22 protein-coding genes are annotated in these 23598 nt (G+C 56.6%); 9 read left to right on the forward strand and 13 right to left on the reverse strand.

Features of this window, described 5'->3' with window-relative positions; translation table 11 throughout:
• Window positions 1-2: 2 nt before the first annotated feature.
• The 7 genes from paaA to paaF form a co-directional block, all read right to left on the reverse strand.
• Window positions 3-995, reverse strand: coding sequence for a 1,2-phenylacetyl-CoA epoxidase subunit PaaA (paaA, locus tag BM395_RS10235; protein WP_090511363.1), 993 nt, complete (start codon window positions 993-995; stop codon window positions 3-5).
• A gap of 222 nt (window positions 996-1217) precedes the next feature.
• A complete protein-coding gene (gene paaK / locus BM395_RS10240; RefSeq protein ID WP_090511366.1) occupies window positions 1218-2528 on the reverse strand; it encodes a phenylacetate--CoA ligase PaaK in 1311 nt (436 codons plus the stop codon).
• A gap of 96 nt (window positions 2529-2624) precedes the next feature.
• On the reverse strand, window positions 2625-3830 hold the full coding sequence (pcaF, locus tag BM395_RS10245) for a 3-oxoadipyl-CoA thiolase (protein WP_090511368.1): 1206 nt from the start codon (window positions 3828-3830) through the stop codon (window positions 2625-2627).
• On the reverse strand, window positions 3823-4272 hold the full coding sequence (gene paaI, locus BM395_RS10250; protein ID WP_090511371.1) for a hydroxyphenylacetyl-CoA thioesterase PaaI: 450 nt from the start codon (window positions 4270-4272) through the stop codon (window positions 3823-3825). The genes pcaF and paaI overlap by 8 nt, the downstream gene beginning before the upstream one ends.
• The gene (gene paaH, locus BM395_RS10255) at window positions 4265-5782 is read right to left on the reverse strand and encodes a 3-hydroxyacyl-CoA dehydrogenase PaaH (protein ID WP_090511376.1); all 1518 of its coding nucleotides are present in this window, start codon (window positions 5780-5782) and stop codon (window positions 4265-4267) included. Before paaH ends, paaI begins: the two co-directional genes overlap by 8 nt.
• 2 nt (window positions 5783-5784) lie before the next feature.
• The gene (gene paaG, locus BM395_RS10260) at window positions 5785-6576 is read right to left on the reverse strand and encodes a 2-(1,2-epoxy-1,2-dihydrophenyl)acetyl-CoA isomerase PaaG (RefSeq protein ID WP_090511379.1); all 792 of its coding nucleotides are present in this window, start codon (window positions 6574-6576) and stop codon (window positions 5785-5787) included.
• 40 nt (window positions 6577-6616) lie between these two features.
• A complete protein-coding gene (gene paaF, locus BM395_RS10265; protein WP_090511381.1) occupies window positions 6617-7390 on the reverse strand; it encodes a 2,3-dehydroadipyl-CoA hydratase PaaF in 774 nt (257 codons plus the stop codon).
• A 357-nt stretch (window positions 7391-7747) separates the two neighbouring features.
• Here paaF and paaN point away from each other — a divergent pair, with 357 nt between their 5' ends.
• The 6 genes from paaN to BM395_RS10300 all read left to right on the forward strand — a co-directional run bounded on the left by paaN (window position 7748) and on the right by BM395_RS10300 (window position 14372).
• Window positions 7748-9457 carry a phenylacetic acid degradation protein PaaN gene (gene paaN / locus BM395_RS10275; RefSeq protein ID WP_090511386.1) on the forward strand — a complete coding sequence of 570 codons (1710 nt, stop codon included), beginning with the start codon at window positions 7748-7750 and terminating at the stop codon, window positions 9455-9457.
• Complete coding sequence (gene paaY, locus BM395_RS10280) at window positions 9444-10040, forward strand: phenylacetic acid degradation protein PaaY (RefSeq protein ID WP_090511390.1); 597 nt, start codon at window positions 9444-9446, stop codon at window positions 10038-10040. Before paaN ends, paaY begins: the two co-directional genes overlap by 14 nt.
• Before the next feature lie 79 nt (window positions 10041-10119).
• Window positions 10120-11043, forward strand: coding sequence for a phenylacetic acid degradation operon negative regulatory protein PaaX (gene paaX, locus BM395_RS10285; protein ID WP_090511778.1), 924 nt, complete (start codon window positions 10120-10122; stop codon window positions 11041-11043).
• Between the two features lie 107 nt (window positions 11044-11150).
• The gene (gene feaR, locus BM395_RS10290; protein ID WP_090511394.1) at window positions 11151-12068 is read left to right on the forward strand and encodes a transcriptional regulator FeaR; all 918 of its coding nucleotides are present in this window, start codon (window positions 11151-11153) and stop codon (window positions 12066-12068) included.
• 304 nt (window positions 12069-12372) lie between these two features.
• The gene (locus BM395_RS10295) at window positions 12373-12771 is read left to right on the forward strand and encodes a c-type cytochrome (RefSeq protein ID WP_090511397.1); all 399 of its coding nucleotides are present in this window, start codon (window positions 12373-12375) and stop codon (window positions 12769-12771) included.
• Between the two features lie 113 nt (window positions 12772-12884).
• Entirely contained in the window at window positions 12885-14372 is a 1488-nt protein-coding gene (locus BM395_RS10300) for an aldehyde dehydrogenase family protein (protein WP_090511400.1), read from the forward strand.
• A gap of 298 nt (window positions 14373-14670) precedes the next feature.
• Here BM395_RS10300 and BM395_RS10305 read toward each other — a convergent pair whose 3' ends face one another.
• The 5 genes from BM395_RS10305 to BM395_RS10325 are packed head-to-tail and all read right to left on the reverse strand — an operon-like array spanning window position 14671 to window position 18060.
• Window positions 14671-15192 carry a cytochrome c family protein gene (locus BM395_RS10305; protein ID WP_090511403.1) on the reverse strand — a complete coding sequence of 174 codons (522 nt, stop codon included), beginning with the start codon at window positions 15190-15192 and terminating at the stop codon, window positions 14671-14673.
• 7 nt (window positions 15193-15199) lie between these two features.
• Window positions 15200-15721, reverse strand: a complete 522-nt coding sequence (locus BM395_RS10310) for a methylamine dehydrogenase light chain (RefSeq protein ID WP_090511406.1) — start codon at window positions 15719-15721, stop codon at window positions 15200-15202.
• Between the two features lie 18 nt (window positions 15722-15739).
• A complete protein-coding gene (gene mauD / locus BM395_RS10315; RefSeq protein ID WP_090511411.1) occupies window positions 15740-16354 on the reverse strand; it encodes a methylamine dehydrogenase accessory protein MauD in 615 nt (204 codons plus the stop codon).
• Between the two features lie 3 nt (window positions 16355-16357).
• Window positions 16358-16897, reverse strand: coding sequence for a MauE/DoxX family redox-associated membrane protein (locus BM395_RS10320; protein WP_090511415.1), 540 nt, complete (start codon window positions 16895-16897; stop codon window positions 16358-16360).
• 11 nt (window positions 16898-16908) lie between these two features.
• Entirely contained in the window at window positions 16909-18060 is a 1152-nt protein-coding gene (locus BM395_RS10325; protein ID WP_090511418.1) for an amine dehydrogenase large subunit, read from the reverse strand.
• A gap of 414 nt (window positions 18061-18474) precedes the next feature.
• Between BM395_RS10325 and BM395_RS10330 the strand changes: the two genes are divergently transcribed.
• On the forward strand, window positions 18475-19803 hold the full coding sequence (locus BM395_RS10330) for an MFS transporter (RefSeq protein ID WP_090511421.1): 1329 nt from the start codon (window positions 18475-18477) through the stop codon (window positions 19801-19803).
• A 24-nt stretch (window positions 19804-19827) separates the two neighbouring features.
• Here the strand turns inward: BM395_RS10330 and BM395_RS10335 are convergent, their stop codons facing one another.
• Window positions 19828-20328 carry a MarR family winged helix-turn-helix transcriptional regulator gene (locus tag BM395_RS10335; protein WP_090511425.1) on the reverse strand — a complete coding sequence of 167 codons (501 nt, stop codon included), beginning with the start codon at window positions 20326-20328 and terminating at the stop codon, window positions 19828-19830.
• 352 nt (window positions 20329-20680) lie between these two features.
• Here BM395_RS10335 and BM395_RS10340 point away from each other — a divergent pair, with 352 nt between their 5' ends.
• Window positions 20681-22003 carry an OprD family outer membrane porin gene (locus tag BM395_RS10340; RefSeq protein ID WP_090511428.1) on the forward strand — a complete coding sequence of 441 codons (1323 nt, stop codon included), beginning with the start codon at window positions 20681-20683 and terminating at the stop codon, window positions 22001-22003.
• A 10-nt stretch (window positions 22004-22013) separates the two neighbouring features.
• Window positions 22014-23573: a sulfatase-like hydrolase/transferase gene (locus tag BM395_RS10345; protein ID WP_090511431.1), complete on the forward strand. Its 1560-nt coding sequence runs from the start codon at window positions 22014-22016 to the stop codon at window positions 23571-23573.
• Window positions 23574-23598 lie beyond the last annotated feature (25 nt).

The raw sequence follows: 23598 nt of genomic DNA on the forward strand, positions 1-23598 counted from the left end.
GATCAGGCGACGTCGCGCTTTAGTTGTTGTTTACGGGCATAGGCAACAGCGGCTTCGCGAACCCAGGCACCACTTTCAATGGCGTTGCGGCGTTTGCTGACGCGCTCCTGGTTACATGGGCCGTTGCCCTTGAGCACTTCGTAGAACTCATCCCACTGAATCTCGCCGAAGTCGTAGTGGCCGCGTTCCTCGTTCCACTTCAGATCCGGGTCTGGCGCGGTGCAGCCGAGTAGCTCGAGTTGCGGCACGGTCTGGTCAACGAAACGCTGGCGCAGTTCGTCGTTGCTCTGGCGTTTGATCTTCCAGGCCATTGATTGCGCGCTGTTCGGGGAGTGCTCATCGCTTGGGCCAAACATCATCAGCGACGGCCACCACAGGCGGTTGATCGAATCCTGAACCATGTCTTTCTGTGCTTGAGTGCCTTCTTGCATCATCGTCAGAAGCATTTGGTAGCCCTGACGCTGGTGGAAGCTCTCTTCCTTGCAAATGCGCACCATCGCCCGTGAGTAGGGGCCGTAAGACGTGCGCTGCAGGACCACCTGATTGACGATGGCGGCGCCATCTACCAGCCAGCCAACTGCGCCCATGTCGGCCCAGCTCAGCGTCGGATAGTTGAAGATGCTCGAGTATTTGGCTTTGCCGTTGTGCATCTTGGCGATTTCTTCATCGCGGTCAGCACCCAGCGTTTCCATGGCGCTGTACAGGTAGAGGCCGTGGCCGGCTTCATCCTGGATCTTCGCCATCAGTTGCAGCTTGCGCTTGAGTGAGGGCGCACGTGTAACCCAATTGCCTTCCGGCAGCATGCCGACAATTTCGGAGTGGGCGTGCTGGGATATCTGGCGGATCAGAGTTTGCCGGTAGGCGTCGGGCATCCAGTTTTTTGCTTCGATCTTGATCTCGGCATCAATGCGCTCCTGAAAGGCGCGCTCCTGAGGCTCCATTTCATCCAGTGATTTGAGACGTTTAACGCCTGTCTCAACGAGTTGTGCGTACATGCTGTGCCTCCAGCTATGACTTGTTATGAGTGGGGCTGTGACCGTGGGTGTATTTTTAAATGATACACAAATAAATATCAAATACTAAATGCTGTGTCGTAATTGATTTTTGCCTTGCAGTCGCCTTTAGCCGACCGGTGCTGGCCGCAATAAGGCACCTGTAGCGGTTTTTCCCGGGCAAAAAAAAGCCCCGCGAAAGCGGGGCCGGGGAACTGTTGAGAATTAGCCGTTGCGCTTGTCGACTACGTGGCAGGCTTTGCCTTCCGAGCGCTTCAGCGTGTTGAACGGCTTGATCATGACGCGTGTGCTGATGCCGATATGGGTCTTGATCTGCTTGGCCAGTTCATTGCCGATGAGCTTCTGCTGGGCTTCATCCATACCTTCGAGTTCATGACGTAATTCAACCAGCACATCGACGCTGTCCAGGTTGCCATTACGATACAAGTGCATCTCATAAAACTCAGAAAGCTGTTTTATTTTTAGTACTTGCTCTTCAACCTGGGTCGGGAATACGTTAACGCCCCGGATGATCAGCATGTCATCACTGCGGCCGGTGATCTTGTCCATCCGCCGCATTGGCCGGGCAGTGCCGGGCAGCAGGCGGGTCAGATCACGCGTGCGGTAGCGGATCATCGGCAGCGCTTCTTTGCTCAGGGAGGTGAAAACCAGCTCACCCATTTGCCCGTCGGGTAGCACCTCGCCGGTGACTGGGTCGATGATTTCTGGGTAGAAGTGGTCTTCCCAGATAGTTGGGCCGTCTTTGGTTTCGGCACATTCCATTGCCACGCCCGGACCCATAATTTCGGATAGGCCGTAAATGTCCAGCGCGGTAATACCGAGGCGCTGTTCAATCGAGCGGCGCAGTTCATCGGTCCATGGCTCGGCACCAAAAATACCCAGACGCAATGCCAGTTTATGCGGATCAAGGCCCTGGCGTTCTATCTCGTCAGCCAGATTGAGCATGTACGAAGGCGTGACCATGATGATGTCTGGCTGGAAGTCGCGAATCAGTTGGACTTGTTTTTCAGTCTGTCCGCCCGACATTGGAATAACCGTGCAGCCCAGGCGCTCGGCACCGTAGTGCGCGCCCAGTCCGCCTGTGAACAGGCCGTAACCATAAGAAATATGCACCTTGTCGCCACGACGACCACCGGCAGCGCGAATCGAGCGGGCGACTACATTGGCCCAGGTGTCGATGTCGTTCTGGGTGTAGCCAACCACGGTGGGCTTGCCCGTGGTGCCGCTGGATGCATGCACGCGGACAATCTCGGATTGCGGCACGGCGAACATGCCGAACGGGTAGTTGTCGCGCAGATCACATTTGCCTGTGAATGGAAACTTGGCCAGATCTTCCAGTGTTTTCAGGTCGTCCGGGTGTACACCTTGCGCATCAAAACGCTGACGATAAAGCGGGACATTCTCATAGGCGTGCTTGAGGCTCCAGCGCATGCGTTCGAGCTGGTGCTGGCGCAACGCATCAATGCTGTAGGTTTCAACCGGATCAAGCTGGGCAGGTTGGGCATTCACATTCATGACATCACTCTATTTATTTTTGTGTGACAGCAGGCCACGCTACTGAAACTTGGCGCAGCGTAGCCGCATCGGGATAGTTGGGCTAGGCCTTACGGATCACAGGCGTTCAATGACCATGGCAATGCCCTGACCGACGCCAATGCACATGGTGCAAAGGGCATAGCGGGCCTGTCGCTGTTCAAGTTCGTTCAGTGCAGTGGTTACCAGGCGAGCGCCGCTCATGCCCAGCGGGTGGCCCAGGGCAATGGCGCCGCCGTTGGGGTTAACCCGGGCGTCATCATCGGCCAGGCCAAGCTCGCGAAGCACCGCCAGACCTTGTGCGGCAAAGGCTTCGTTGAGCTCGATAATGTCCATATCGTCCAGGGTCAGGCCGGTCAGTTCCAATACCTTGCGCGTCGCGGGTACTGGGCCAATGCCCATGATGCGCGGTTCTACGCCAGCTGTTGCCATGCCGACAATACGGCCGCGGGCCTTGAGACCGTGACGTTCGGCGGCGGCGCTGCTGGCGAGCAGCAAGGCACACGCACCATCATTGACGCCGGAGGCATTACCAGCCGTAATGCTGCCGCCTTCGCGGAATGGGGCGCGCAGCTTCGCCAGTTGTTCAAGGGTGGTGTCGCCCCGTGGATGCTCGTCCTGCTCGACTACCTTCTCCGGACCTTTGCGCTGGGCAATGCGAACCGGCACGATTTCGCGTGCAAGGCGGCCATTGGTTTGGGCGGCGGCTGCGCGTTGCTGACTGCGCAGGGCAAAGGCGTCCTGATCTGCGCGGGAGATGGCAAATTGCTCAGCCACATTCTCGGCGGTTTCAGGCATTGAGTCGGTGCCGAACTGCGCTTGCAGTTGCGGGTTTATAAAGCGCCAGCCAATGGTGGTATCAAACAGCTCGGCAGCACGGCCGAAAGCCTGTTCGGACTTGCCCATGACAAACGGTGCGCGCGACATTGACTCGACGCCGCCGGCGATCATCAGGCCCGCCTCGTTGCAGCGCAATGCTCGCGCCGCGTTGCCAATGGCATCCATGCCCGAGCCGCAGAGGCGATTGAGCGTGGTGCCAGGCACGGTGATCGGTAAGCCTGCAAGCAGCGAAGACATGCGCGCAACGTTGCGGTTGTCTTCGCCGGCCTGGTTAGCGCAACCATAGATCACGTCGTCAATTTTCGACCAGTCGAGCTGCGCATTGCGCTCCATGAGCGCGCGGATCGGAATGGCGCCGAGGTCATCGGCGCGCACGCTGGACAGGGCGCCTGCGTAGCGTCCGATCGGGGTACGCACAGCATCAATAATCAGGGCGTCAGTCATGTGTCATCTCCGGTGCGAGTACCGTGCCGCGCACTTTGTAGGATTTTCCGTGGAAGAGGGCGATTAGCTCGCCGTTCTGGTTTTCGATTCGCACGTCATAGTTGCCGGTGCGTCCGCCGCGGCTTTGCTCGACGGCATGCGCCATGAGCGTGTCGCCAACGAAGCCCGGGGCGATGTAATCAATGCTGCAACCCAGCGCCACAGTGGTTTCGTTGTAGGTGTTGCAGGCCATGGCGAAGGCTGAGTCGGCCAAGGCGAACAGATAGCCGCCGTGACAAGAGCCAACGCCCTGAATCATGTCTTCACGTACCACCATGCTGACCACGGCCGTGCCCGGACCGCTTGCCAGCACTTGCATGCCCATGCGCTGGCTGGCGATATCGCGGTTGAACAGGCTTTCGGTGCAGGCCTGAGCCAATGAGGTTGCGCTGTGATCAGTCATGGAAAGTGCTCCCCTCAGCCACTTTACGGCGCAACAACAAGGATGGCCGGTAGCGTTCTTCGCCGTACGCGCGCTGCAGGTTGTCTAGCGTCTGCAGCACGGCTGGCAGGCCGATGACATCTGCCCAGGCCAGCGGCCCGACTGGATAGTTGACGCCTGCACACATGGCCAGATCGATGTCCGCAGGCGTGCCAACATTGTGCAACGCTGCATCGGCGGCCTCGTTAGCCAGCATCGCGACGGTACGCAACACGGCCAAGCCCGGAATATCTTCCAGCAGGCTGGCTTTGATTTCACACTGCGCCAGCAGGCTAACCACTTGGTCCAGTGCTTCGCGGCGGGTGCCTTTAGCGCAACTCAGGCCGATGCGGCTGGCTTTGCTGTAGTCCTTGGCTAAATCGAGCAACACCAGATTGCGATGGCCGTCCTGTTGGCTGCGCTCAGCAGCCATACGCCCGTCCGAGAGAGCAACAACGGCGTCGCCAACGCGCAACAGGCCACTGCCGTCGCGTTCGATAACCTTGATGCCGGCGGCTTTGATGCGCTCAATCAGTCCCTGTGCAGCGCCCAGTGAGCCTTCGACTACACAGGTGTCTACGTGTGTGGAAGCGGTTAGTTCATCTGCCAGGGGTTTGGCTGCATCAGCGGCATAGCTATAGAAGCCCTGACCGCTTTTGCGTCCCAGGTGTCCGGCGTCGACCAGATCTTTCTGCATCAGCGAAGGCTGAAAGCGCATGTCGTTGTAATAGGCGTTAAATACCGAACAGGTCACTGCATAGTTAACGTCGTGGCCGATCAAATCTGTCAGTTCGAACGCGCCCATACGAAATGCACCGGCTTCACGCATCAACGCATCCAGTGTTGCGCAGCTGGCGGCGCCTTCCTGCAGGGCGCGCAGGTTTTCAGCGTAGAACGGGCGGGCAACGCGGTTGACGATGAAGCCAGGCGTTGAACGCGTATGTACTGGTTTTTTGCCCCATGCAGCTGCTGTGCGATGGATGCACTGGGCGATTGCCGGGTCTGTTGCCAGCCCGCTCACCACTTCGACCAGCGCCATGACCGGCGCCGGATTGAAGAAGTGCATGCCAACAATCCGCTGCGGGTGTTGCATGCCTGCCGCCAGCGCTGTCACCGAGAGTGACGAGGTGTTGCTGGCCAGTATGCAATCAGCACTGCATAGGGTTTCTAGCTGGCTGAACAGGGCGCGTTTGACTTCGAGGTTTTCGACAATTGCCTCAATCACCAGATGAGCGTCGGCCAGCGCCTCGATGGACGCGGCCGGTTGCAGGCGGGCAACCACGGCTGTGCGGGTTTGGGCGTCGAGTTTGCCCTTTTCTACGCGCTTGGCCAGTTGCCGGTCGATGCTGCTGATCGCCTCAGCGGCTGCACCTTCACGCATGTCGAAGAGCATGACGGCATGCCCCGCCTGCGCTGCAACCTGAGCAATGCCGGCGCCCATTGCACCGGCGCCGATAACGGCTACGCGCGCCTGAGAGTTGAGTGCTTGCATGCTTATTTACCCTTGAACTGCGGTGTGCGTTTGTTCATGAAGGCGCTCACGCCTTCGCGGTAATCTTCACTGCGCCCAGCCAGTCGCTGGAGATCACGCTCAAGTTCGAGCTGCTCATCGAAGCTGTTGTGCATGCTCGCATTCAGCGCACGCTTGATCAGGGCCAGGCCGTATGTCGGTTGGGTGGCCAGATGGCGAGCCAGCTTGAGGGCCTCATCGCGAAGTTCACTGTCATCAATCACGCGGTATATAAGCCCCAGTTGCTCGGCCTGTTCGGCGCTGATGCGCTCGCCAAGCAGAGCCAAAGCCTTGGCCTTAGCCATGCCGACCAGTCGCGGCAAGCTCCAGGTACCACCAGAGTCAGGTACCAGGCCAATTTTGCAGAACGCCTGGATGAAGCTGGCCGAGCGCGCGGCAATCGTCAGGTCGCACGCCAGTGGGATGTTCGCACCTGCACCCGCCGCCACACCGTTAATAGCGCAGATGACCGGCATGGGCAGATCGCGCAGTGCGCGAATCATGGGGTTGTAGTACTTCTCGATCGATTCACCCAGGTCCGGCATGGCGCTGCCCGGCGCGACATTGCGGTCGCTGAGGTCTTGCCCTGCACAAAATCCCCGGCCTTCTGCGGTCAGCAGGAGTACGCGGGCTTCATCACTGGTGCGCACCTGCTTCAACGCCTCGCGCACTTCAAGGTGCATTTTTTCATTGAAGCTGTTGAGCTGCTCCGGGCGGTTAAGGCTGAGCATGGCAACGCCATTCTCAATGGAAAACAGAATATGTTCGAAACTCATGGCATTAACGCTCTCTGGAAACCTTGGGGGAGGGCTGCAGCTATTGGCCGGTGAAATTTGCCCGGCGTTTTTCCTGGAAGGCGCGAATGCCTTCTTCGCGGTCCTGGGTGCCGGCCAGTACGGTGAACGCATGGCGCTCAAAGCGCAGGCCGCTGGCCAAGTCTGTGTCCTGCGCTTTAAGCAGGGCTTCCTTGGCCATGCGCACTGCCAACGGCGCCTTTTGGGCGATGACGCGGGCAAGCTCAAGTGCGCGTTCGACGGTTAGCTCAGGCTGGGTGACTTCACTGACCAGGCCTGCGCGTTGTGCGTGGCGTGCATCAATGGCAACGCCGGAAAGCACCATTTGCATGGCCAGCGATTTGCCAACAGCGCGCAGCAGGCGTTGGGTGCCGCCGGCGCCCGGCATGATGCCGAGATTGATTTCTGGCTGGCCGAAGCGTGCGTCTTCGCCGGCAATAACGATGTCGGCGTGCATCACCAGTTCGCAGCCGCCACCGAGGGCAAAGCCGTTCACTGCAGCGATCAGGGGTTTGCTGAACGAGCTGATGGATTGCCAGTGACCGACGCGTGGGTCGTTAAGGATGCCAACGATGTTGCGCTCGGCCATCTCGTTAATGTCGGCCCCGGCGGCGAATGCCTTACGGCTGCCGGTCAAGACCACTACGCGGGTGTTGGGATCTTGCTCGGCTTCTGCCAGTTCCGCTGCAAGCTCACCCAGCAGTTGGGTATTGAGCGCGTTAAGCGCCTGCGGACGTTGCAGGGTGATAAGCCTTACGCCGTGTTCGGCTGGCGCGACTTTCAACGTTTGAGGCATGTGGGTGCCCTCATGGTGCACGGCAGTAGCCGATTGATTATTGGTTTTATGGCTCTGGCGGCGAGGGTGCTGCCCGTGAGCTTTTTCGAGTATACGTATGAAGCGATACAAAACAATACGTTCAAGTATTATTTTTGTGTCTTATGGTTAAGGCGCAGTACTGGCAATAACTCGTATAGAGCAGCGGAGCAGGTGCTGTATATGCCTACTCATGAGGGTTCATAACCGCTCTTATGAACGATTGATGAGGGGCAAAGCGATACACAAAGATTGTCTTTTTGCTTTCAGTTTGATTTGATACAAGAATTGAAAAAAAGCATCAAATAGCTTGTTGCTTTCATAACAAGGAATCTGCCCATGCATCCCGCCACTGCAACCACAGCGCAGGCGCTCTTCGATGAGCACCGCAATACGCTCGATCGCGCCTTGCAGGCCATCACCCAACGTGATTACTGGTCTGCCTACAGCGAAAGCCTCAAGCAATATCCGCCAGAGGCGGTGAGTGAGGCCAAGGTCAACTTTGATGCACTGCTTAACTGCCATTTCACATTGGCGGGTACAGCTGCGGTGGGGCGTGCGGGCGCGGAGCAATCGCCCTATGGTTTCGCTTTAGGGGTGAGTTACGACCAGTACGACGCCGACCAACTGATGACGCGTCAGCAGCAAGCATTGCCGGCTTGGCGTGATGCGGGTGCCGAGGCGCGGGTGGGCGTGTGTCTGGAAGCGCTGCAGCGTCTCAATGCCTTGAGCCCGACAATGGCCCATGCGGTGATGCATACCAGCGGGCAGGCCTGCATGATGGCGTTCCAGGCAGGCGGGCCGCATGCACAGGATCGCGGCCTGGAGGCAGTTGCCTACGCCTGGCGCGCCATGTCTGAGGTGCCCGGCAGTGCCTGCTGGACCAAGCCGCAGGGCAAACAGCCGGCGCTGCAACTCGATAAGCGCTGGCACATCGTGCCGCGCGGAATTTCACTGGTGATCGCCTGCTCGACTTTCCCGACCTGGAACACCTATCCGGGTTTGTTTGCCAGCCTGGCTACCGGTAACCCGGTGCTGGTGAAGGCGCATCCGGGCGCTATCTTGCCTGTCGCCATGAGCGTTAAAGTGCTTCAGGACGTGCTTGAGGTGGCGGGCTTTGATCCGGCGCTCGTCAGCCTGGTGGTTGACACCGTCGAAGCACCTGTCAGTCAGGTGCTGGCACTTGATGCACGGGTCAAACTGGTCGACTTCACAGGTTCCAGCCAGTTCGGCAACTGGCTGGAAGCCAATGCACGCCAGGCCCGGGTATTCACTGAGAAGGCCGGGATCAATAGCGTCATCATCGACAGCGTTGCTGACATTCGCGCCACGGCTAAGAATCTTGCGTTCTCGCTGAGCCTGTATTCAGGCCAGATGTGCACCACCACTCAGGCGATCTATATCCCGCGCGACGGTATCCGCAGCGGTGAGCAGCACTTGAGTTTCGATGAAGTCGCAGCAACGCTGGCCGACGCTGTTCAAACGTTGCTGGCGGACAACGCACGTGCCTGCCAGTTTATCGGCGCCATCCAGTCGCAAGCGACTGCCGAGCGCATTGAGGCGTGCCGTGCGTTGGGCACAGTGGTGCTTGAGAGTGAGAGTCGCGAGCATCCGGATTTTGCCGGCGCGCGTATCCATACGCCGCTGTTGCTCAAGGTGGATGCGGCTGACCGTGCAGCCTTCAGTGAGGAACGCTTCGGTCCAATCAGTTTCCTGATTGCAACCGACAATACCGCGCACAGCCTGCAAGTGGCCGCTGAGGTGATTGCCGAAAAGGGCGCAATGACGCTGGGCTTTTATTCAACCGATGAGGCGATGCTTGAGCGGGCCGAGCAATTGGCAATCGACTGCGCGGTCGCCTTGTCGGTTAACTTCGACTCATCAGTTTACGTTAATCAGTCGGCTGCATTCAGTGATTTCCACGCCACCGGCGGCAACCCGGCAGCTAACGCCTGTATTACCGACAGTGCTTTTGTCGCCCAGCGTTTTGTTACGGTGCAAAGCCGCCGTCATGCTCAGATTGAAGGGGCAGGCGATGCCCAGCTATAGCCTTAACGGCTTGACGCCGGTGGTGCATCCCAGTGCCTATGTTCATCCAACCGCTGTGCTGATTGGCGATGTGGTGATTGGACCTGAATGTTATGTCGGCCCTCTGGCCAGTCTGCGTGGCGATTTCGGCCGAATTTTGCTGGAGCAGGGCGCAAATATTCAGGACACCTGCGTGATGCACGGTTTTCCCGACAGCGACACGGTTATTGAGCGCAATGGTCATGTCGGCCACGGCGCTGTGCTGCATGGTTGCCGTATTGGTGAAAATGCTCTGGTGGGCATGAATGCGGTGGTCATGGATGGCGCGGTGATCGCTGCCAATTCATTTGTTTCGGCGACCGCCTTTGTCAAAGCAGGCTTCAGTTGCGAGCCGCAATCTCTGGTCATGGGCGCGCCTGCGCAAACTAAGCGACGCCTGAGCGATGAAGAGGTGGCCTGGAAACTGGCTGGCACCCGTGAGTATCAACAGCTCGCGCAACGTTGCCTTGAGCAAATGGTCGAGTGCGAACCGCTGACCGAGGTTGAGGCAAATCGTCCCCGCCTGCAGCCGGGCGCATACCGGCCCAAAGGAGAGAGCCTGTGAGCAGTTGCGCGCGGTTGACGATAGTCAGGTCGTTAGCCAAGCGGGTATATTCGGCATCATTTTTCAAGGTCGGCTCTGTATGACGTCATTACCCCCGCTGCAACAACTGATCACGCGCTTTCAGGAGCAGACGCCGATACGTGCCAGTTCGTTGATCATCACCTTGTACGGTGATGCAATCGAGCCGCACGGCGGTACTGTCTGGCTTGGCAGCCTGATTCAGTTGCTTGAGCCAATGGGGATCAATGAGCGTCTGATCCGCACCTCGATATTCCGGTTGGCCAAAGATGGCTGGTTGTCCGCTGAAAAGGTCGGGCGACGCAGCTATTACAGCCTCACTGGCGCGGGTCGGCGGCGGTTCGAGAAAGCCTTTAAACGGGTCTACAGCGCCAGTTTGCCGGCTTGGGATGGTTCCTGGTGTTTGCTGCTGCTGACCCAGGTTGACCCGGAAAAGCGCAAACTAGTGCGCGAAGAATTAGAGTGGCAGGGTTTTGGTGCAATCTCGCCTCTGTTACTGGCCTGTCCGAGCAGTGACCGCAGTGATGTTGTCGCCAGCTTGCAGGAACTTGGCGTGCTGGAAGACACCATCATGTTCGAGACCACAGCGCAGGACGTACTGGCCTCAAAGGCACTGCGCAAGCAGGTTCGCGAGAGTTGGGATATGGGTGAGCTGGCGGCGCACTACAGCGAGTTCATTCAAATGTTCCGGCCGTTGTGGCAAGTGTTGCGTGAGCTGGAAACACTTGAACCGTCGGACTGCTTTCTGGCCCGAACTTTGCTCATACACGAGTACCGCAAATTGCTCCTGCGTGACCCACAGCTTCCCCATGAGTTGCTTCCGGGTGACTGGGAAGGGCGTGCGGCGCGTCAGTTGTGTCGAAACATCTACCGGCTTATCTACACGAAGGCCGAAGAATGGCTGAACAGCAACCTTGAAACTGCCGATGGCCCGTTACCAGAGGTCGGAGAAGGCTTTTATCAACGGTTTGGCGGACTGAAATAACCCTGAAATGTGTTAATAATAACGGTGCTTAATCCTTAAGCGCCGTTGAGTACCCTTAGAGCGACGCAGATCGTTCTAACAAGAATAAAAATGTGAGGCTAAGCGTGATGGCGACTGCATACGCACAACGAGCTGATAACTTTGATCAATGGTTAACCCACATCAATCAGGTGTGCGGGAACTTTCGCGCCAAGACATTGGGCGGCGAGTTCTCGGGGGCTGTGCGTGAGCATAAGGCCGGGGCAATCAAACTCAGTTTTGTCGATGTCGCGCAGGCCAAGCTATTTCGCACGGGGCTCGAAGTTGAGCAAAGTGAAGGCTCCCACTTCTATGCAGCGTTTCAGCTGCACGGCCAGGCACACATGGAGCAAGAGGGCAGTCGCGTGGTCATGCGGCCCGGCGACATCACCCTGATCGATGCTACGTTGCCCAGCGAATTCACTTACGAAAACAACTCGCGTCAGCTCTCGCTGATTTTGCCGCGGCGAATGGTCGAACAAAGCATGCGCTACGGCCGCGTGCAGTGTGCGCAGAAAATATCCGGCAACTCACCCATCGCCACCTTGGCTAACCGTCTGGTGCTTGATGCTTCTCAGCAGGACGGCCTGAGCCTTTGCGAAAGCGAAGCCACACTGGATGCGATTGTCAGTCTGCTGCGTCCGGTGATCGGTGGCGATGAGGCGGATGTTGACGCGCATGAGCGGATGTTCCGCAAGTGCATCGGCTTTATTGATGAGCACATATGCAGTGACGCGTTGTGCCCCGAATTACTGGCACGTGAAGTTGGGGTTTCAGTTCGCGGCTTGTACCGCCTGTTCTCCAAAAAGGGCCTGGTCGTTGCGCAGTACATCAAGAACCGACGGTTGGACTTCTGCGCCGAGTCATTGCGCCACAGTGCTGCCGAGCAAAAGCTTTCGGCTCTGGGTTATGCGTGGGGCTTCTCGGATTCCAGTTATTTCTCCACCGCATTCAAAAACCGCTTCGGCGTCTCTCCCGGCGAATACCGCAAGCGTTATCACCACTGAGTTGATTGCCCTGTAATCCGGCTCGGGTTACAGGGATTACTACGCGCCTTTTCCTCTGCTAGTTCTCAATCCCTACGCGCCCGACGCATTTGCGCGGGCCTTCGTGCGTCTGCGTTTCAAGGATTGGCACACCTGCCAACATGAATGGCAGGCAGGACAAACCGCGTCTCGCTGACAGCAGTGAAAATCAGAGGGTCATTGCTCTCAATCCGCGTGCGCTATCGGGCCAACTGTGCGGTTGAGACCAGTTGTTGAATTTTATGCTGGCGCACGTTGCCAGTGTCAGCGTCGAGGTGTTGGGATTATGCAAAAAACTGGAATCAGCCTGAGTTTGGCCGGGCTTGTTCTTCTGCTTGCAGCGCAAGGCGCACAAGCAGCGATGAATTGTTCGGCAGAGCAAATACAGCAGGGCAACACCTTGTTCGACACCGACTGCACCGTTTGCCACTCCGTGCAAAAAGGCGTTGTCGGCATGATGGGCCCCAACCTGTTCGGTGTGGTCGGCCGCGCCGCTGGCTCTCTGGAGGGCTTTAGCTATTCCAAAGCCATGAAAGACCGGGCCAAACCTTGGGATAGCGAGAGCATCCAAGCGTTCATTGCGCAGCCGCAAGCCTACGTACCGGGCACCTATATGCCGTATATGGGTATGGACAGCGCCGAAGGCCGGGCGGCTGTTGCCTGCTATCTCAGCCAGCAAAAGTAACTGGCTGTGGCTCAGCGTTACCGGGTATTCAGATTCACTCCGCGTCGGGGGCTGGCACCGTGATTTCACTGCACGCCACGCATCCAACCAGTCAAGAATAATGAGGTCATAACATGAGCAATGTTGAATTACTGCCAGAAGTAAAAGCCTTCCTTGCGCGCCAACACGGTTGCTTCATCAATGGACAGTGGGTTGTGCCTGAGGGCCCGACTTCTGCCGTATTGAACCCAGCCACCGGCGAAACCATTGCGACCGTGGCTGATGCCACGCTGGACGTTCTGGATCAGGCTGTTGCTGCTGCACGTCAAGCGCACGAAGCGGGCGTTTGGTCGGGCCTGCGCCCGGCTGATCGTGAGCGCATTCTGATGAACTTCACTGGCCTGGTTGACCAGCACGCTGAAGAGTTGGCTCAGCTGGAAACCATCAGCCAGGGTAAGTCGATCAACATGTCACGCATGCTCGACGTCAATGCGACCGTCGAATTCATGCGCTACATGTCGGGCTGGGCGACCAAGATCGAAGGCCAGTCGATTGACGTCTCGATCCCTATTCCTGAGGGCGCCAAGTTCACCGCTTTCGCACGTCGTGAGCCGGTCGGTGTAGTTGCCGGTATAGTGCCCTGGAACTTCCCGTTGATGATCGCTTCGTGGAAGTTGATGCCGGCCCTGGCATGCGGCTGCACAGTTGTTATCAAGCCTTCGACAGAAACACCACTTACAGCCCTGCGTCTGGTTGAGCTGGCCTATGAGGCCGGTATTCCTGCTGGTGTGTTCAACGTGGTGACCGGTGGCGGCAACATTGGCGCGGCGCTGGCTGCCCATACGGGGATTGATAAGGTCTCGTTCACCGGCTCCACCGCCGTCGGTAAAAGTGTAGGTGTGGCGGCCGTGCAGAACATGACCCGCTTTGCTCTGGAGCTGGGCGGCAAGAACCCGATGGTTATCCTGCAAGATGCCGATATTGCCAAGGCCATTCAGGGCGCCTTGCTTGGCGGCCTGCTCAACAACGGTCAGGTCTGTGCGGCTGCTTCGCGTTTCTACGTGCACAGCTCGCGTTACGATGAGTTTGTTGAAGGGCTGGCGCAAGCTGTCTCCGGCATGCCAATTGGTGCAGGCCTCGATCAGAATGCGGCAATCAACCCGTTGGTATCGCACAAACAACAGCAAAGCGTGCTCAAGCACATTGAGCAGGCCCGTGCCGATGGTGCTCGCGTGGTAACCGGCGGCACACCAGTTGAGGGCGCAGGTTTCTTCGTGCGTCCAACCGTATTGGCTGATGTGACTCAGGCGATGGCTGTGTCCAAGGCCGAGGTGTTCGGCCCGGTTCTTTCGGTGATCCCGTTCGAGACCGACGAGGAGGCTATTCGCATGGCCAACGACAGCGAATACGGGTTGGCGGCCAGCTTGTGGACCAATGACCTGACGAAGGCCATGAACTTGGTGCCAAAGATTCACGCCGGTACAGTCTGGGTTAACGCACATGTGTTGCTCGACCCAAACATGCCGTTTGGCGGGGTCAAGCAATCGGGCATGGGTCGTGAATTTGGTCGCGCCGTTATCGAGTCTTACACCGAGCTTAAATCGGTCTGTATCGCTCACTAAGTAGTGCTAAGAACCCGCCATCCGCATAAGCGGTTGGCGGGTTTTTTACGCCTGCTGTTTTGTCGCCAGATGTTTAGTGGCAGCTCAAGGCTGGTTTGAGGGTTTGCACTAACGCTCACAGCAACCACGTTCGCGTAACGGCGCTGGTGAATGGATGTGGTTCAGCCAGCAGCACGAGAAGGGCGCATGGCAGAAGTCGAGTGTGTAACGGTGTTGCGCGGCGGGTGGCTCAGCTCATACAAAAACGCCCTGCGAAGCTGAGCTGCGCAGGGCGTAAAAGGAGCAACAATGCGTGTATTCAGTCACCCATGCCGTCGTTGATTTCGATGCCCTGGTCGCGCATCTTGGCAATCAACTCGGTACGTGTGCCAGGCAGGTTGAGCATTGCCTTGTGGCGGATCGCTGCAACTTCTTCGGTGGTAAACGGTTTGAAGTGCTCCGGTACGCTGGCGCCTGCCATGCCGTCCGGGCTCATCATCCAGTTAATCAGGCTGGCCAATTGTGCGTCGTTAAGCGCTGACATCGACATGCCCGGAACGCGAATCAGGAATTCGCGCCCCCCTTCAACCTTGAGGAAGTTGCCGACGAAGTCTTTCATCTTCGGCACGTCACTGACTTTTGCGCCAGTGCCATCACCGAGATGACAGCCCGCGCATTGCAGTTCGTAATTAACGTGGTCGTTGTAGCCGGCCAAGGCAATGGGCGTCTGCGGCTCTTCATTGCCGGGTGCGGGGCGTTGATTGGAGGTCGGGATGGAGCGCGCCATGGCTGCAGGAGCAACCAGGGCGCACGCCAAACCGGCAATCAGCAGGCCGCGCACAGGCCGGTTAAACCGTAACACCACGAATAACCGAAACAGTGCAGTGATAGATGTGCGACTTCGAAGCCAGGCACCAGTTAACGTCGTTGTTGTTGAACGGACGGTAGGCAGGTTCCTCACTGTCGTTGCGGGTACAGGCACACTGGTTGCAGCTGTGCTTACCGCAGCAGTCGTTGTAGGAGATGATGTAGTCCTTGCCATCGGCAGGGTTGCGGCAGGTACCGATCCAGCTCACTTGCGAGGCTTCAGTGCCGGGCGGGCATGAAGTCACGCTACCGCCGCAGCAGCTGCAGAGGAAGCCGTCGACTGAGCAATAGCGCCAGTAATCACAGCTGTTCGGATCACCCGGATCACCCGCTTTCGGCGCTTCGGCAGCGAGCGCTTTACCGGTACGGTCGATAGGCAGCAGCAGCGGCAGAGCAGCACCCGCTACCAGCAGATTGCCCATGCGCGAGAGTAATTTGCGGCGCGAAGTGGTGTCTGCCACGTGGCGGGAAGAGCGCTCAAACAGGAGGTCGATTAGTTTCATGGGGATCTCCTTTCCTTATTAGTGGGCGTGAGTGTGAGGTTGAGTCTGAGTTTGCCCGTGCAGGTATTGCTGCAACGTGGCGCTGCCCAAGTGCTCGGCCTCAAACAGGCTGTCGAGATGTTCGCGGGAATTGACCAGACCTTTTGAGCGCAATACGCCAGCCTTGTCGATCAGGGCTGCGTAGGGCAGCTTGCCGATTTGGTAGGTCATGCCGACTTCTGGCCCTACCACGTAGGTAGCGTCTTCAAGCTTGTGTTCGGTGATGAGCTTTTGCTGGGCTTCCATGTCGCCGTCGCTGATGAACACGACGTCCAGACGATCTGCCTGATCTTTGGCAATTGATTTGATGGCCGGCAGCAACGATTTGCAGATAGGGCAGGTCGGCGAGAGGAAGAACAACAACTGACCTTTCTCACCGGCGTAGCCGAAGTTGACCGGACGGCCATTGCGGTCGGCTGCGGTGACTTGTGGTGCAGGTTCGTTGACCGAAACACCTTTATCAACCATCAGTGCGCCAGCCGGAGCAAGACGCGAATGCAGTATGCCAATTTGACGAACTAAGCCCATGATGGCAAAAGCCAGTGCGATCAGCAGAGCCCAGAGCAGAATGTTGGAGACGATTAGGCCTTCCATATTTCACCTTCCAATAAGTTTAGCGAGACGAGGACCGTTGGCGAGCAGGCCTTCGGCAGCAGAATAAATAAGCAGGGCAACAGCGGCCGCCGCAATGACCACAAAGGCATCAAATGCGCCCATGTCACGCGCGTGTCCGGTGAGGCTGGCGATAACTGCCAACGCAGCCAGGGTGCCGTTCCGGGCCAGTAGAACCGGGCGCAGTGGCTGCGCTTGGTCCGGGCCTGAACAGCCACAGTCGATGTCGCTGCGGCCACGCCACAGGTTGATCGCAATGGCCGCAGCGTAACCGAGTAGCAATGCAGCCGCAGCCGGGGCCGCAATGGCACGACTGGCCGGGATCAGTAGGCCCAGCGCGATCGCCAGTTCAAACACCGGTATCAGTCGCGAGAGGGGTTTCACCAGTGCTTTGGGCAGCAACTGATAATCCTCGACTTGATCGGCAAATTTGCTCGGCGCTCGCAATTTATGAGTCGCTGCACTGGCGAGAATCACCGCAATGGTGAGCGCGCAAGCAATGACAAAAATTGGATCGGGTTGCATGGCTATGCCTCTTAATGGCTCAAGACTTGGGTGGTTGTCTTGGCAAGCTTGTCCATGGTGCTGGAGTATTTACCGGTGGTGAGATCGAAGATATCCAATCCGCCGTCAATATTCGCACCCAGCAGCAGGGGCTTGTCGTCGGTAGTGGCCTTCATGCTCCAAATCAGGTTTGGAGATTCCATGGTGCCGATTTTTTTCTTGGTTTTTAGATCATAGACCCACACCAGCGGGCTTGGGTCTTCCCACTTGAGTGGCTCGTGCGCATCGTGCATCAGCACGTACAGACGATTGAGCTTCGGTGCGATGGCCATCATCTGCCAGCCGCCAGGTGCCCAGCCGGCTTTCTTCTCTTCGTCGGTCACCAGTGACCATTGCTCAAGCACCTTGGGCTCGCCGCTTGAGAAGTCGACCGGATACACAGTGCCCAGCGTGGTCACGAAGTAGTAAGTCTCGCCCTGGTTGATTGCGCGCTCCACCAGCTTGACCTGGTTCGGGTCAAAGAACGGCGTGCGGGTGCGCTTGGCTTCTTTGCCTTCATCGTCAAGGGTAACGACTTGAATGCTGCCGTCACCACACAGCGATGCAAATCCGCGCTTGCCGACGGGATAGTTGAGCACACAACCGGGAATCGAAATCTCTCCGGCCACTGCTTTGCTCTGCGTGTTAACCACAGTGACCGAGGTCGATGGGGTGAAGTTGTAGACATACACAAAGCGATCATCGCCGCTCGGCGCGATGCTGTAGCGCTGAGTCAGGGCTTCGGAGCGTTTGGATGGAATAACCACTTCCCAATCGGGTGCCAGCGTCGAGGTGTTCCAGGCTGTGAGCACGTCGGTACGGGTGCCGCGAACGCCACGCGAGTAATACAGGTCGGCGCTGTAAAGGTACTTCTGATCGTGGCTCAGGGTCGATGGAGCAGCGAAACCGGTGCTGACCATGCCAAGCATTTTCTTCTGATCGGGGTCGATGACCATTACACGGCCGGTGACAAAGTTATCGAACTCGACATCGATCATATAGGCGCGGTGAGGGCTGGGTGGAAAGTCCAGCACCGTCGAGCCAACGCCCTTGTCCGCAGGTAGTTCGGCGAACGCGCCGCTGATGCTCGCAAGTGTTACGCCGAGCGCCAGGGTTGACTGAGCAAGGATCCTGGTTATTCGCATAGGGGAGCTCCCTTAATATTATTGGTCTACTGGATCGCGGAGTATGAATACACGCCTGCAGTCCGAGTGTGCCTTGCTGCGCTGCCAAACACATTGTTGTGGCTGCCAAGCTGTTGTGTGGCTGTGCCAGATCTGCTGGTTCAGCGCTCAATTGGTTGTTAGTAATGACATAGTAGAGCGGCTATGACCTGAAAGTGAATCACCTTAGTCAGAGGGCAGAGCAGGATGCCGAGCGCATAAATTTGGCCAACACTCAGTACAAGTGCAGGCTACGGGGTAGTCCATTGGAGTATTCAAGTGGGTTGGCTGAAGTGACTGAGAACAGAGTGTTCAACCCAAAACACTATTGGTTTGCAATGGGTTGATTTGCGTGTCGTTTTAACAGGCGCTAAGAATCCGGGGAGCTCAGTAACGATGCAGGCACACGCGAGTACACCTAGTGACGCTACAAAGTCGCGTTTATCGCTGCATTCGGCCTATGTTGTCGCGCTGTGCACACTAGGTTATGTTTTTGCCTACCTTGATCGTCAGATAACCTCGCTGCTGGTGGAGCAGATACAGGCTGATCTAGCGCTCACAGATACTCAGTTCAGCCTGCTGCACGGACTGGCTTTCTCACTGTTCTATGTCTTGCTTGGCCTGCCTATTGCGCGTTTGGCCGACACCAAAAACCGGCCGAGGATTATTGCTTGCGGGATGCTGGTCTGGAGTCTCGCTACCTCTGTTTGCGGATTGGCACGCAGTTTTGCCGAGCTGTTCATCGCCCGAGTGGCTGTTGGTTGCGGTGAGGCCGCATTGTCGCCAGCAGCTTATTCGATTATCAGCGACATCGTACCGCGAAGACGTCTGGGTTTCGCCCTTGGGCTTTATTCATCGGGTGCATTCATTGGCGCTGCTGCTGCGTTCATAGCCGGAGGTACCGCCATCGAGGTTCTGACTGAGCAAGGGGCACTTCATCTGCCGTTGCTGGGTGAAGTCAAACCCTGGCGGGCGACATTCATGCTGGTGGGATTGCCCGGGTTGTTGTTGGGGGTGCTGTTCTTGCTGACTGTCGCAGACCCCAAGCGCTTGGGGCGGGGTAAGACCCGAGGATACAGCGTACGTCAGGTGATGGAATATCTAGCCCTGCATCGCGGTACTTTCATTGCGCATATGGGCGGCTTTTCACTATTGGCAGCCACACTCTTTTCGCTGATGTCATGGGCACCTGCATTCTTCCTGCGCAACTTTGATCTGAGCACGCGTGAGGTCGGTCTGATCTTGGGGCTTGTGACCCTGGGGGCAAATTGTTTTGGTGCGGTGACTGGTGGCTGGCTGAGCGATTGGCTAATTAACCGTGGGCACAGCGACGGTGCCTTCCGCGCAGGAATTATTGGTGCGCTGGGTACCTTGCCGCCGGTGATGCTCTTCGCTCATATGCCAAGCCTGGAAGGGGCGGTGCTGATATACGCGCTGGCGATGTTTTTCGCCAGTTTCCCGTTGGCCATCTCGACCTCGGCCTTGCAGCGATTAGTACCGAATCAGATGCGCGCGCAGATCAGCGCGGTGTTCTTTGTTGGCATTAATATTTTTGCCTTCACTGGCGGAACCACGCTGGTCGCGTTGTTGACAGACAACCTATTCGAGAACAGCGCCTCAGTGGGCTACGCGATGGCCTGTGTTGCCTCTATATCTGCTCTGGCTGGTGCGCTATGCCTCGGCTTTGGGCTTAAGTCTTGTCGTCAGACAATGTGCGAGCGTTAGCCACTCACACGCGAGCTACTGTGTTCAGTCTTCATCCCAAGGGTCGGCGGCCAGGTTGCGCTGGTAGTCGAGTGCGTTGACCAATTTTGCCAGCAGTTTCAGCAACTGACGATAGTCCCTGTCACCGAGGATATCCTTCACCACTTGCTGCGATCCTTGCGCGGCATCAGCGGCCTGCTCAAGAACTTCATGGCCCTGAGCGGTTAACCTGACGACACGCTGACGAGAATCGGAGGCCAGCGTTTTGCGTTCGATATGGCCCTTGGTTTCAAGTTTTTTGATAACCAGCGCCGTGGTCGATTTGTCCAACGTAAGAAAGTGCCCGATGCTCGTTTGCAACATGTGCGGTACGAAGCTCAGGACATACAGCACATCGTACTGTTGCGCGGTGAGGCCGGTTTCACTGCAGGCTGTTTCAAAGTAATTACGCACTTCGTGAAAGCCCCGTCGCATCATGAATCCTGGACGCGTAAGTAGTTGTTGAATAATCAGTTCTTCGTTGTTATCGACGCTGGAGACATTCATTTGTCGGGTCACTTTAGTAGGCGGACGTGGGCAAGAAGTTGGGCTTTCAAGGATATAAAAATTCAGCTGCTAGAGAAATTTACAGCACAGTTTCGGCCCCTTAAAGGAGTATGCCTGAGCTGTTCTAGTGCATCCATTGAACTACGCCAATAGCCCTGCTGCATAACGGTGCAGGGGTTTACAGAGCTTGCGCACAATCGCAAAAGCTTAATCGAAGATTCTCTAAAACTACCTATTGATCTTCAACCAAGACTGGTTTACGTTCACTCACATCGTTTGACGTCATACGAATACGTGTGAGATACGCATATCTCGCCGAGATAAGAAAAATAAACTCGCGGAGTACGATGACATGGTCTCAAGAACCATTGGGCGTTTTGCCCTGACCTTGTGTGCAAGTAGTGTTTTGGCTTCTCAAGCCGCCACCGCAGGACTGTTTGACGAGGGGCAGGCTACGCTCCGTTACGCCAACTATCCCTGGATTGGTGACACCCTAGATGAAGCTGAAAATGTACCCAGTTACAAAGAGGGTGAGTGGACCCATGCCCTTGAACTGAAGTACAGCTCAGGTTACTTGAAGGACTTCATTGGTTTCGATGTGGGCGCCTATGGTGTTGATACCCTGGCGACCAAAGACGATGCCACGCGTTTTCAGAATATTCAGGACGAGGATGACGACGGCTACGGCGGGCTGAATAACCTTTACCTGAAGGCGAAATGGCAAGTGGCCGGCGTTAGTTTCAACGCAGGCTACGGCAAGAAACGTCGAACCTCGCATTTGTATGACGACTCCAATACGCGAATTATCGACGCCACTACAGTGGGTGCAGATGTCAGTTTTTCCGGAAAGTCGTGGAACGCTTACAGCACATTTTTCAACAAAGCCAGCCAGCGTAATCAGGATGATTTCGGTAATGATCTCGAGACCTTTCAGGGCGAAAAAATTGATTACATCGGGCTTGCAGGCGGTAGCTTCAAACCCACCGATAACTTGCGTCTGGATGCCGAGTATCTGGAGGCTAAAGATTACATCCGCCGCAGCTTTTTCGGTGTTAATTACCTGACGCCGATCTCGCCCGAACAATCACTTATCTGGGATGCCCGTTACGGCACCATGAATGATGCCGGCTCATTATTCGAGCGTGATTCATTGGGACAATATGCCAATGATCCCGACGGCCTCGATGCCTCATTCAATCAACTGGCGCTTACCTACAAAAACGCCCGCCTGGGCGTTACAGGCGGCGTTTGGCGTTCGGACGTCAGCGGTGGTGATTTCAACCGTTTACTTTTCAAAGAGGATCATGGCTGGTGGGATTCGGATAGCCGCCTGTGGCAATGGTTCGCGCTTGAAGGGGAAACCGCCTATGGCTTGAGCGCCACACAGGACTTCGCTCGGTATGGGCTCCCCGGATTTTCATTCACAGTAATCGGCGCGCGCTCCAATGATGCCGATGGCTTCGACGGCTTTTCGCGCCAGGAGTGGCGAACTATCGCCGTTTACCAGTTCCAGAGCGCGATACTCAAAGGTTTAAGCATCGCCTGGCTACACATCGATCACCGCGCCGAGGGCACCCCTGACGGTGTTCGTCGCACAGGCACGGTAGCGGGCCCGGCAGCGTTGGCCCAGGGCATTGCTGATCGCGTTTACATGAATTACATCGTTAAATTCTGAGGGTTCAACCATGCATAAATATCTATTTGCGGGCGGGTTATTGGCTATGACCATGGCAGGCTCAGCAGTGGCGGCCAAGCAGCCAAATATTCTCTTTATCCTCACCGACAACCAGAGTGCTGGGCTGATCGGCACGTATGGCAATCCAGATATTAAAACCCCGAATATTGATCGGCTGGCCGATCAGGGAATCAAATTCACTAATGCCTTTGCAGTTAACGGGATGTGTTCGCCGACTCGTGCGACCTTGATGACGGGCCTGATGCCTTCACAGCATGGTTTGCACGACTGGCTTAACGATGAAGAGATGAAGGATTGGCCAAAGAGTTGGTCGGCAGTAGCGGAGTTTCGCAGTGTGCCTTACACGCTCAAACAGAATGGCTACCAAACCGCGATGATTGGAAAGTGGCACCTTGGCCAGCCTTGGAAACCGTCGTTGGGCTTCGACTACTGGATGACCTTTACCAGCGGGCATACGGTCGATTTCTGGAAGAACACGGTGATTGAGAACGGTAAAGTCAAAGATATTCAGGGCCAGCACATGGTCGATTATTTCGGCGACAGGGCGGTCGATTACCTGAATAACTATAAGTCAGATAAGCCGTTCTTTCTCGAAGTCTCTTTCGATGGCCCATACATGAACCCGCCAACCAATATGGGACCGGCGAAGAACCGTTTCTACAAAGATTATGCTGGCAATCCGCTGAACTCATTTCCGAGTGAGCCGGTGAGCAAGAACTACATCGATCAGTTGGTTGAATACTCCAAGGAAGGGCGCGACGACTTGTTCCTCAACCGCATCATCAAAATGGTGATCGGTAACATGGAAGGTGACCATGCCACGCGTGCAAACATGGCGTCGCAAAATACCCTGGTGGATGACAATGTCGGGCGTTTGCTGAAAACCCTCGAAGATAAGGGGCTGGCTGATGACACCATTGTAATTTTTACCTCCGACCAGGGTACTTACTACGGACAGCACGGTCTCTGGACCCACACGGTGTTGAGCAGCCCTGCAACATTGCAGGAAACCGCGCTGCATATTCCGCTGATCGTCCGCAAACCCGGCGCAGCAGAGGGCAAACAGGTCGACGCGTTGATCGGTCAGTACGATATTCCAGGCACCATTTTGGCATTGGCCGGAATCAACCAACCGTTGGAAAACTCGCCGGGTAAAAACTTCGCTGATCTGCTTGAAGGCAACAAGGTTGGCGAGTTGCATGATGCGGTGTTCTACGAGCAGACCGAGACGCGTGGCATTCGTACCCATGAGTTCGCGTATTGGAAGCGTCTGGACAAGGACTTTGGTGAAAGCGAGCTCTACGACATGGTCAACGACCCTGAACAACGTAAAAACCTCATCGCAGATCCGGCCTACGCCGCGCAAGTCAAGGAGCTGGACAGCCGTTTAGTGGCGTTCTTCGACAAGTATTCTGACCCTCAATACGACCTGTGGAAAGGCGGTACAGCCAAGGGGTCGCTGTCTCATCCGGATCAGTTTGAAAAGCGCTACGGTAAGTCCTGGAAGCTGGAAACCGCTATTAAACCGGCGTTTTCTGAACAGATGTGAGGTCTGTTAAAGCGATTTAAGCGTT

Origin of the sequence: Pseudomonas marincola (genome assembly GCF_900116605.1) — a bacterium.
Lineage (GTDB): Bacteria > Pseudomonadota > Gammaproteobacteria > Pseudomonadales > Pseudomonadaceae > Aquipseudomonas > Aquipseudomonas marincola.

Excerpts from the sequence above, each read along its gene's own strand:
- paaF (WP_090511381.1), bottom strand. The coding sequence starts at position 7,390 with ATGCCTCAAACGTTGAAAGTCGCGCCAGCCGAACACGGCGTAAGGCTT.
- paaI (WP_090511371.1), bottom strand. The coding sequence starts at position 4,272 with ATGACTGATCACAGCGCAACCTCATTGGCTCAGGCCTGCACCGAAAGC.
- paaN (WP_090511386.1), top strand. The coding sequence starts at position 7,748 with ATGCATCCCGCCACTGCAACCACAGCGCAGGCGCTCTTCGATGAGCAC.
- paaG (WP_090511379.1), bottom strand. The coding sequence starts at position 6,576 with ATGAGTTTCGAACATATTCTGTTTTCCATTGAGAATGGCGTTGCCATG.
- paaH (WP_090511376.1), bottom strand. The coding sequence starts at position 5,782 with ATGCAAGCACTCAACTCTCAGGCGCGCGTAGCCGTTATCGGCGCCGGT.
- paaX (WP_090511778.1), top strand. The coding sequence starts at position 10,120 with ATGACGTCATTACCCCCGCTGCAACAACTGATCACGCGCTTTCAGGAG.
- feaR (WP_090511394.1), top strand. The coding sequence starts at position 11,151 with ATGGCGACTGCATACGCACAACGAGCTGATAACTTTGATCAATGGTTA.
- mauD (WP_090511411.1), bottom strand. The coding sequence starts at position 16,354 with ATGGAAGGCCTAATCGTCTCCAACATTCTGCTCTGGGCTCTGCTGATC.
- pcaF (WP_090511368.1), bottom strand. The coding sequence starts at position 3,830 with ATGACTGACGCCCTGATTATTGATGCTGTGCGTACCCCGATCGGACGC.
- paaA (WP_090511363.1), bottom strand. The coding sequence starts at position 995 with ATGTACGCACAACTCGTTGAGACAGGCGTTAAACGTCTCAAATCACTG.
- BM395_RS10295 (WP_090511397.1), top strand. The coding sequence starts at position 12,373 with ATGCAAAAAACTGGAATCAGCCTGAGTTTGGCCGGGCTTGTTCTTCTG.
- paaY (WP_090511390.1), top strand. The coding sequence starts at position 9,444 with ATGCCCAGCTATAGCCTTAACGGCTTGACGCCGGTGGTGCATCCCAGT.
- BM395_RS10335 (WP_090511425.1), bottom strand. The coding sequence starts at position 20,328 with ATGAATGTCTCCAGCGTCGATAACAACGAAGAACTGATTATTCAACAA.
- BM395_RS10300 (WP_090511400.1), top strand. The coding sequence starts at position 12,885 with ATGAGCAATGTTGAATTACTGCCAGAAGTAAAAGCCTTCCTTGCGCGC.
- paaK (WP_090511366.1), bottom strand. The coding sequence starts at position 2,528 with ATGAATGTGAATGCCCAACCTGCCCAGCTTGATCCGGTTGAAACCTAC.
- BM395_RS10345 (WP_090511431.1), top strand. The coding sequence starts at position 22,014 with ATGCATAAATATCTATTTGCGGGCGGGTTATTGGCTATGACCATGGCA.
- BM395_RS10330 (WP_090511421.1), top strand. The coding sequence starts at position 18,475 with ATGCAGGCACACGCGAGTACACCTAGTGACGCTACAAAGTCGCGTTTA.
- BM395_RS10325 (WP_090511418.1), bottom strand. The coding sequence starts at position 18,060 with ATGCGAATAACCAGGATCCTTGCTCAGTCAACCCTGGCGCTCGGCGTA.
- BM395_RS10340 (WP_090511428.1), top strand. The coding sequence starts at position 20,681 with ATGGTCTCAAGAACCATTGGGCGTTTTGCCCTGACCTTGTGTGCAAGT.
- BM395_RS10320 (WP_090511415.1), bottom strand. The coding sequence starts at position 16,897 with ATGCAACCCGATCCAATTTTTGTCATTGCTTGCGCGCTCACCATTGCG.
- BM395_RS10310 (WP_090511406.1), bottom strand. The coding sequence starts at position 15,721 with ATGAAACTAATCGACCTCCTGTTTGAGCGCTCTTCCCGCCACGTGGCA.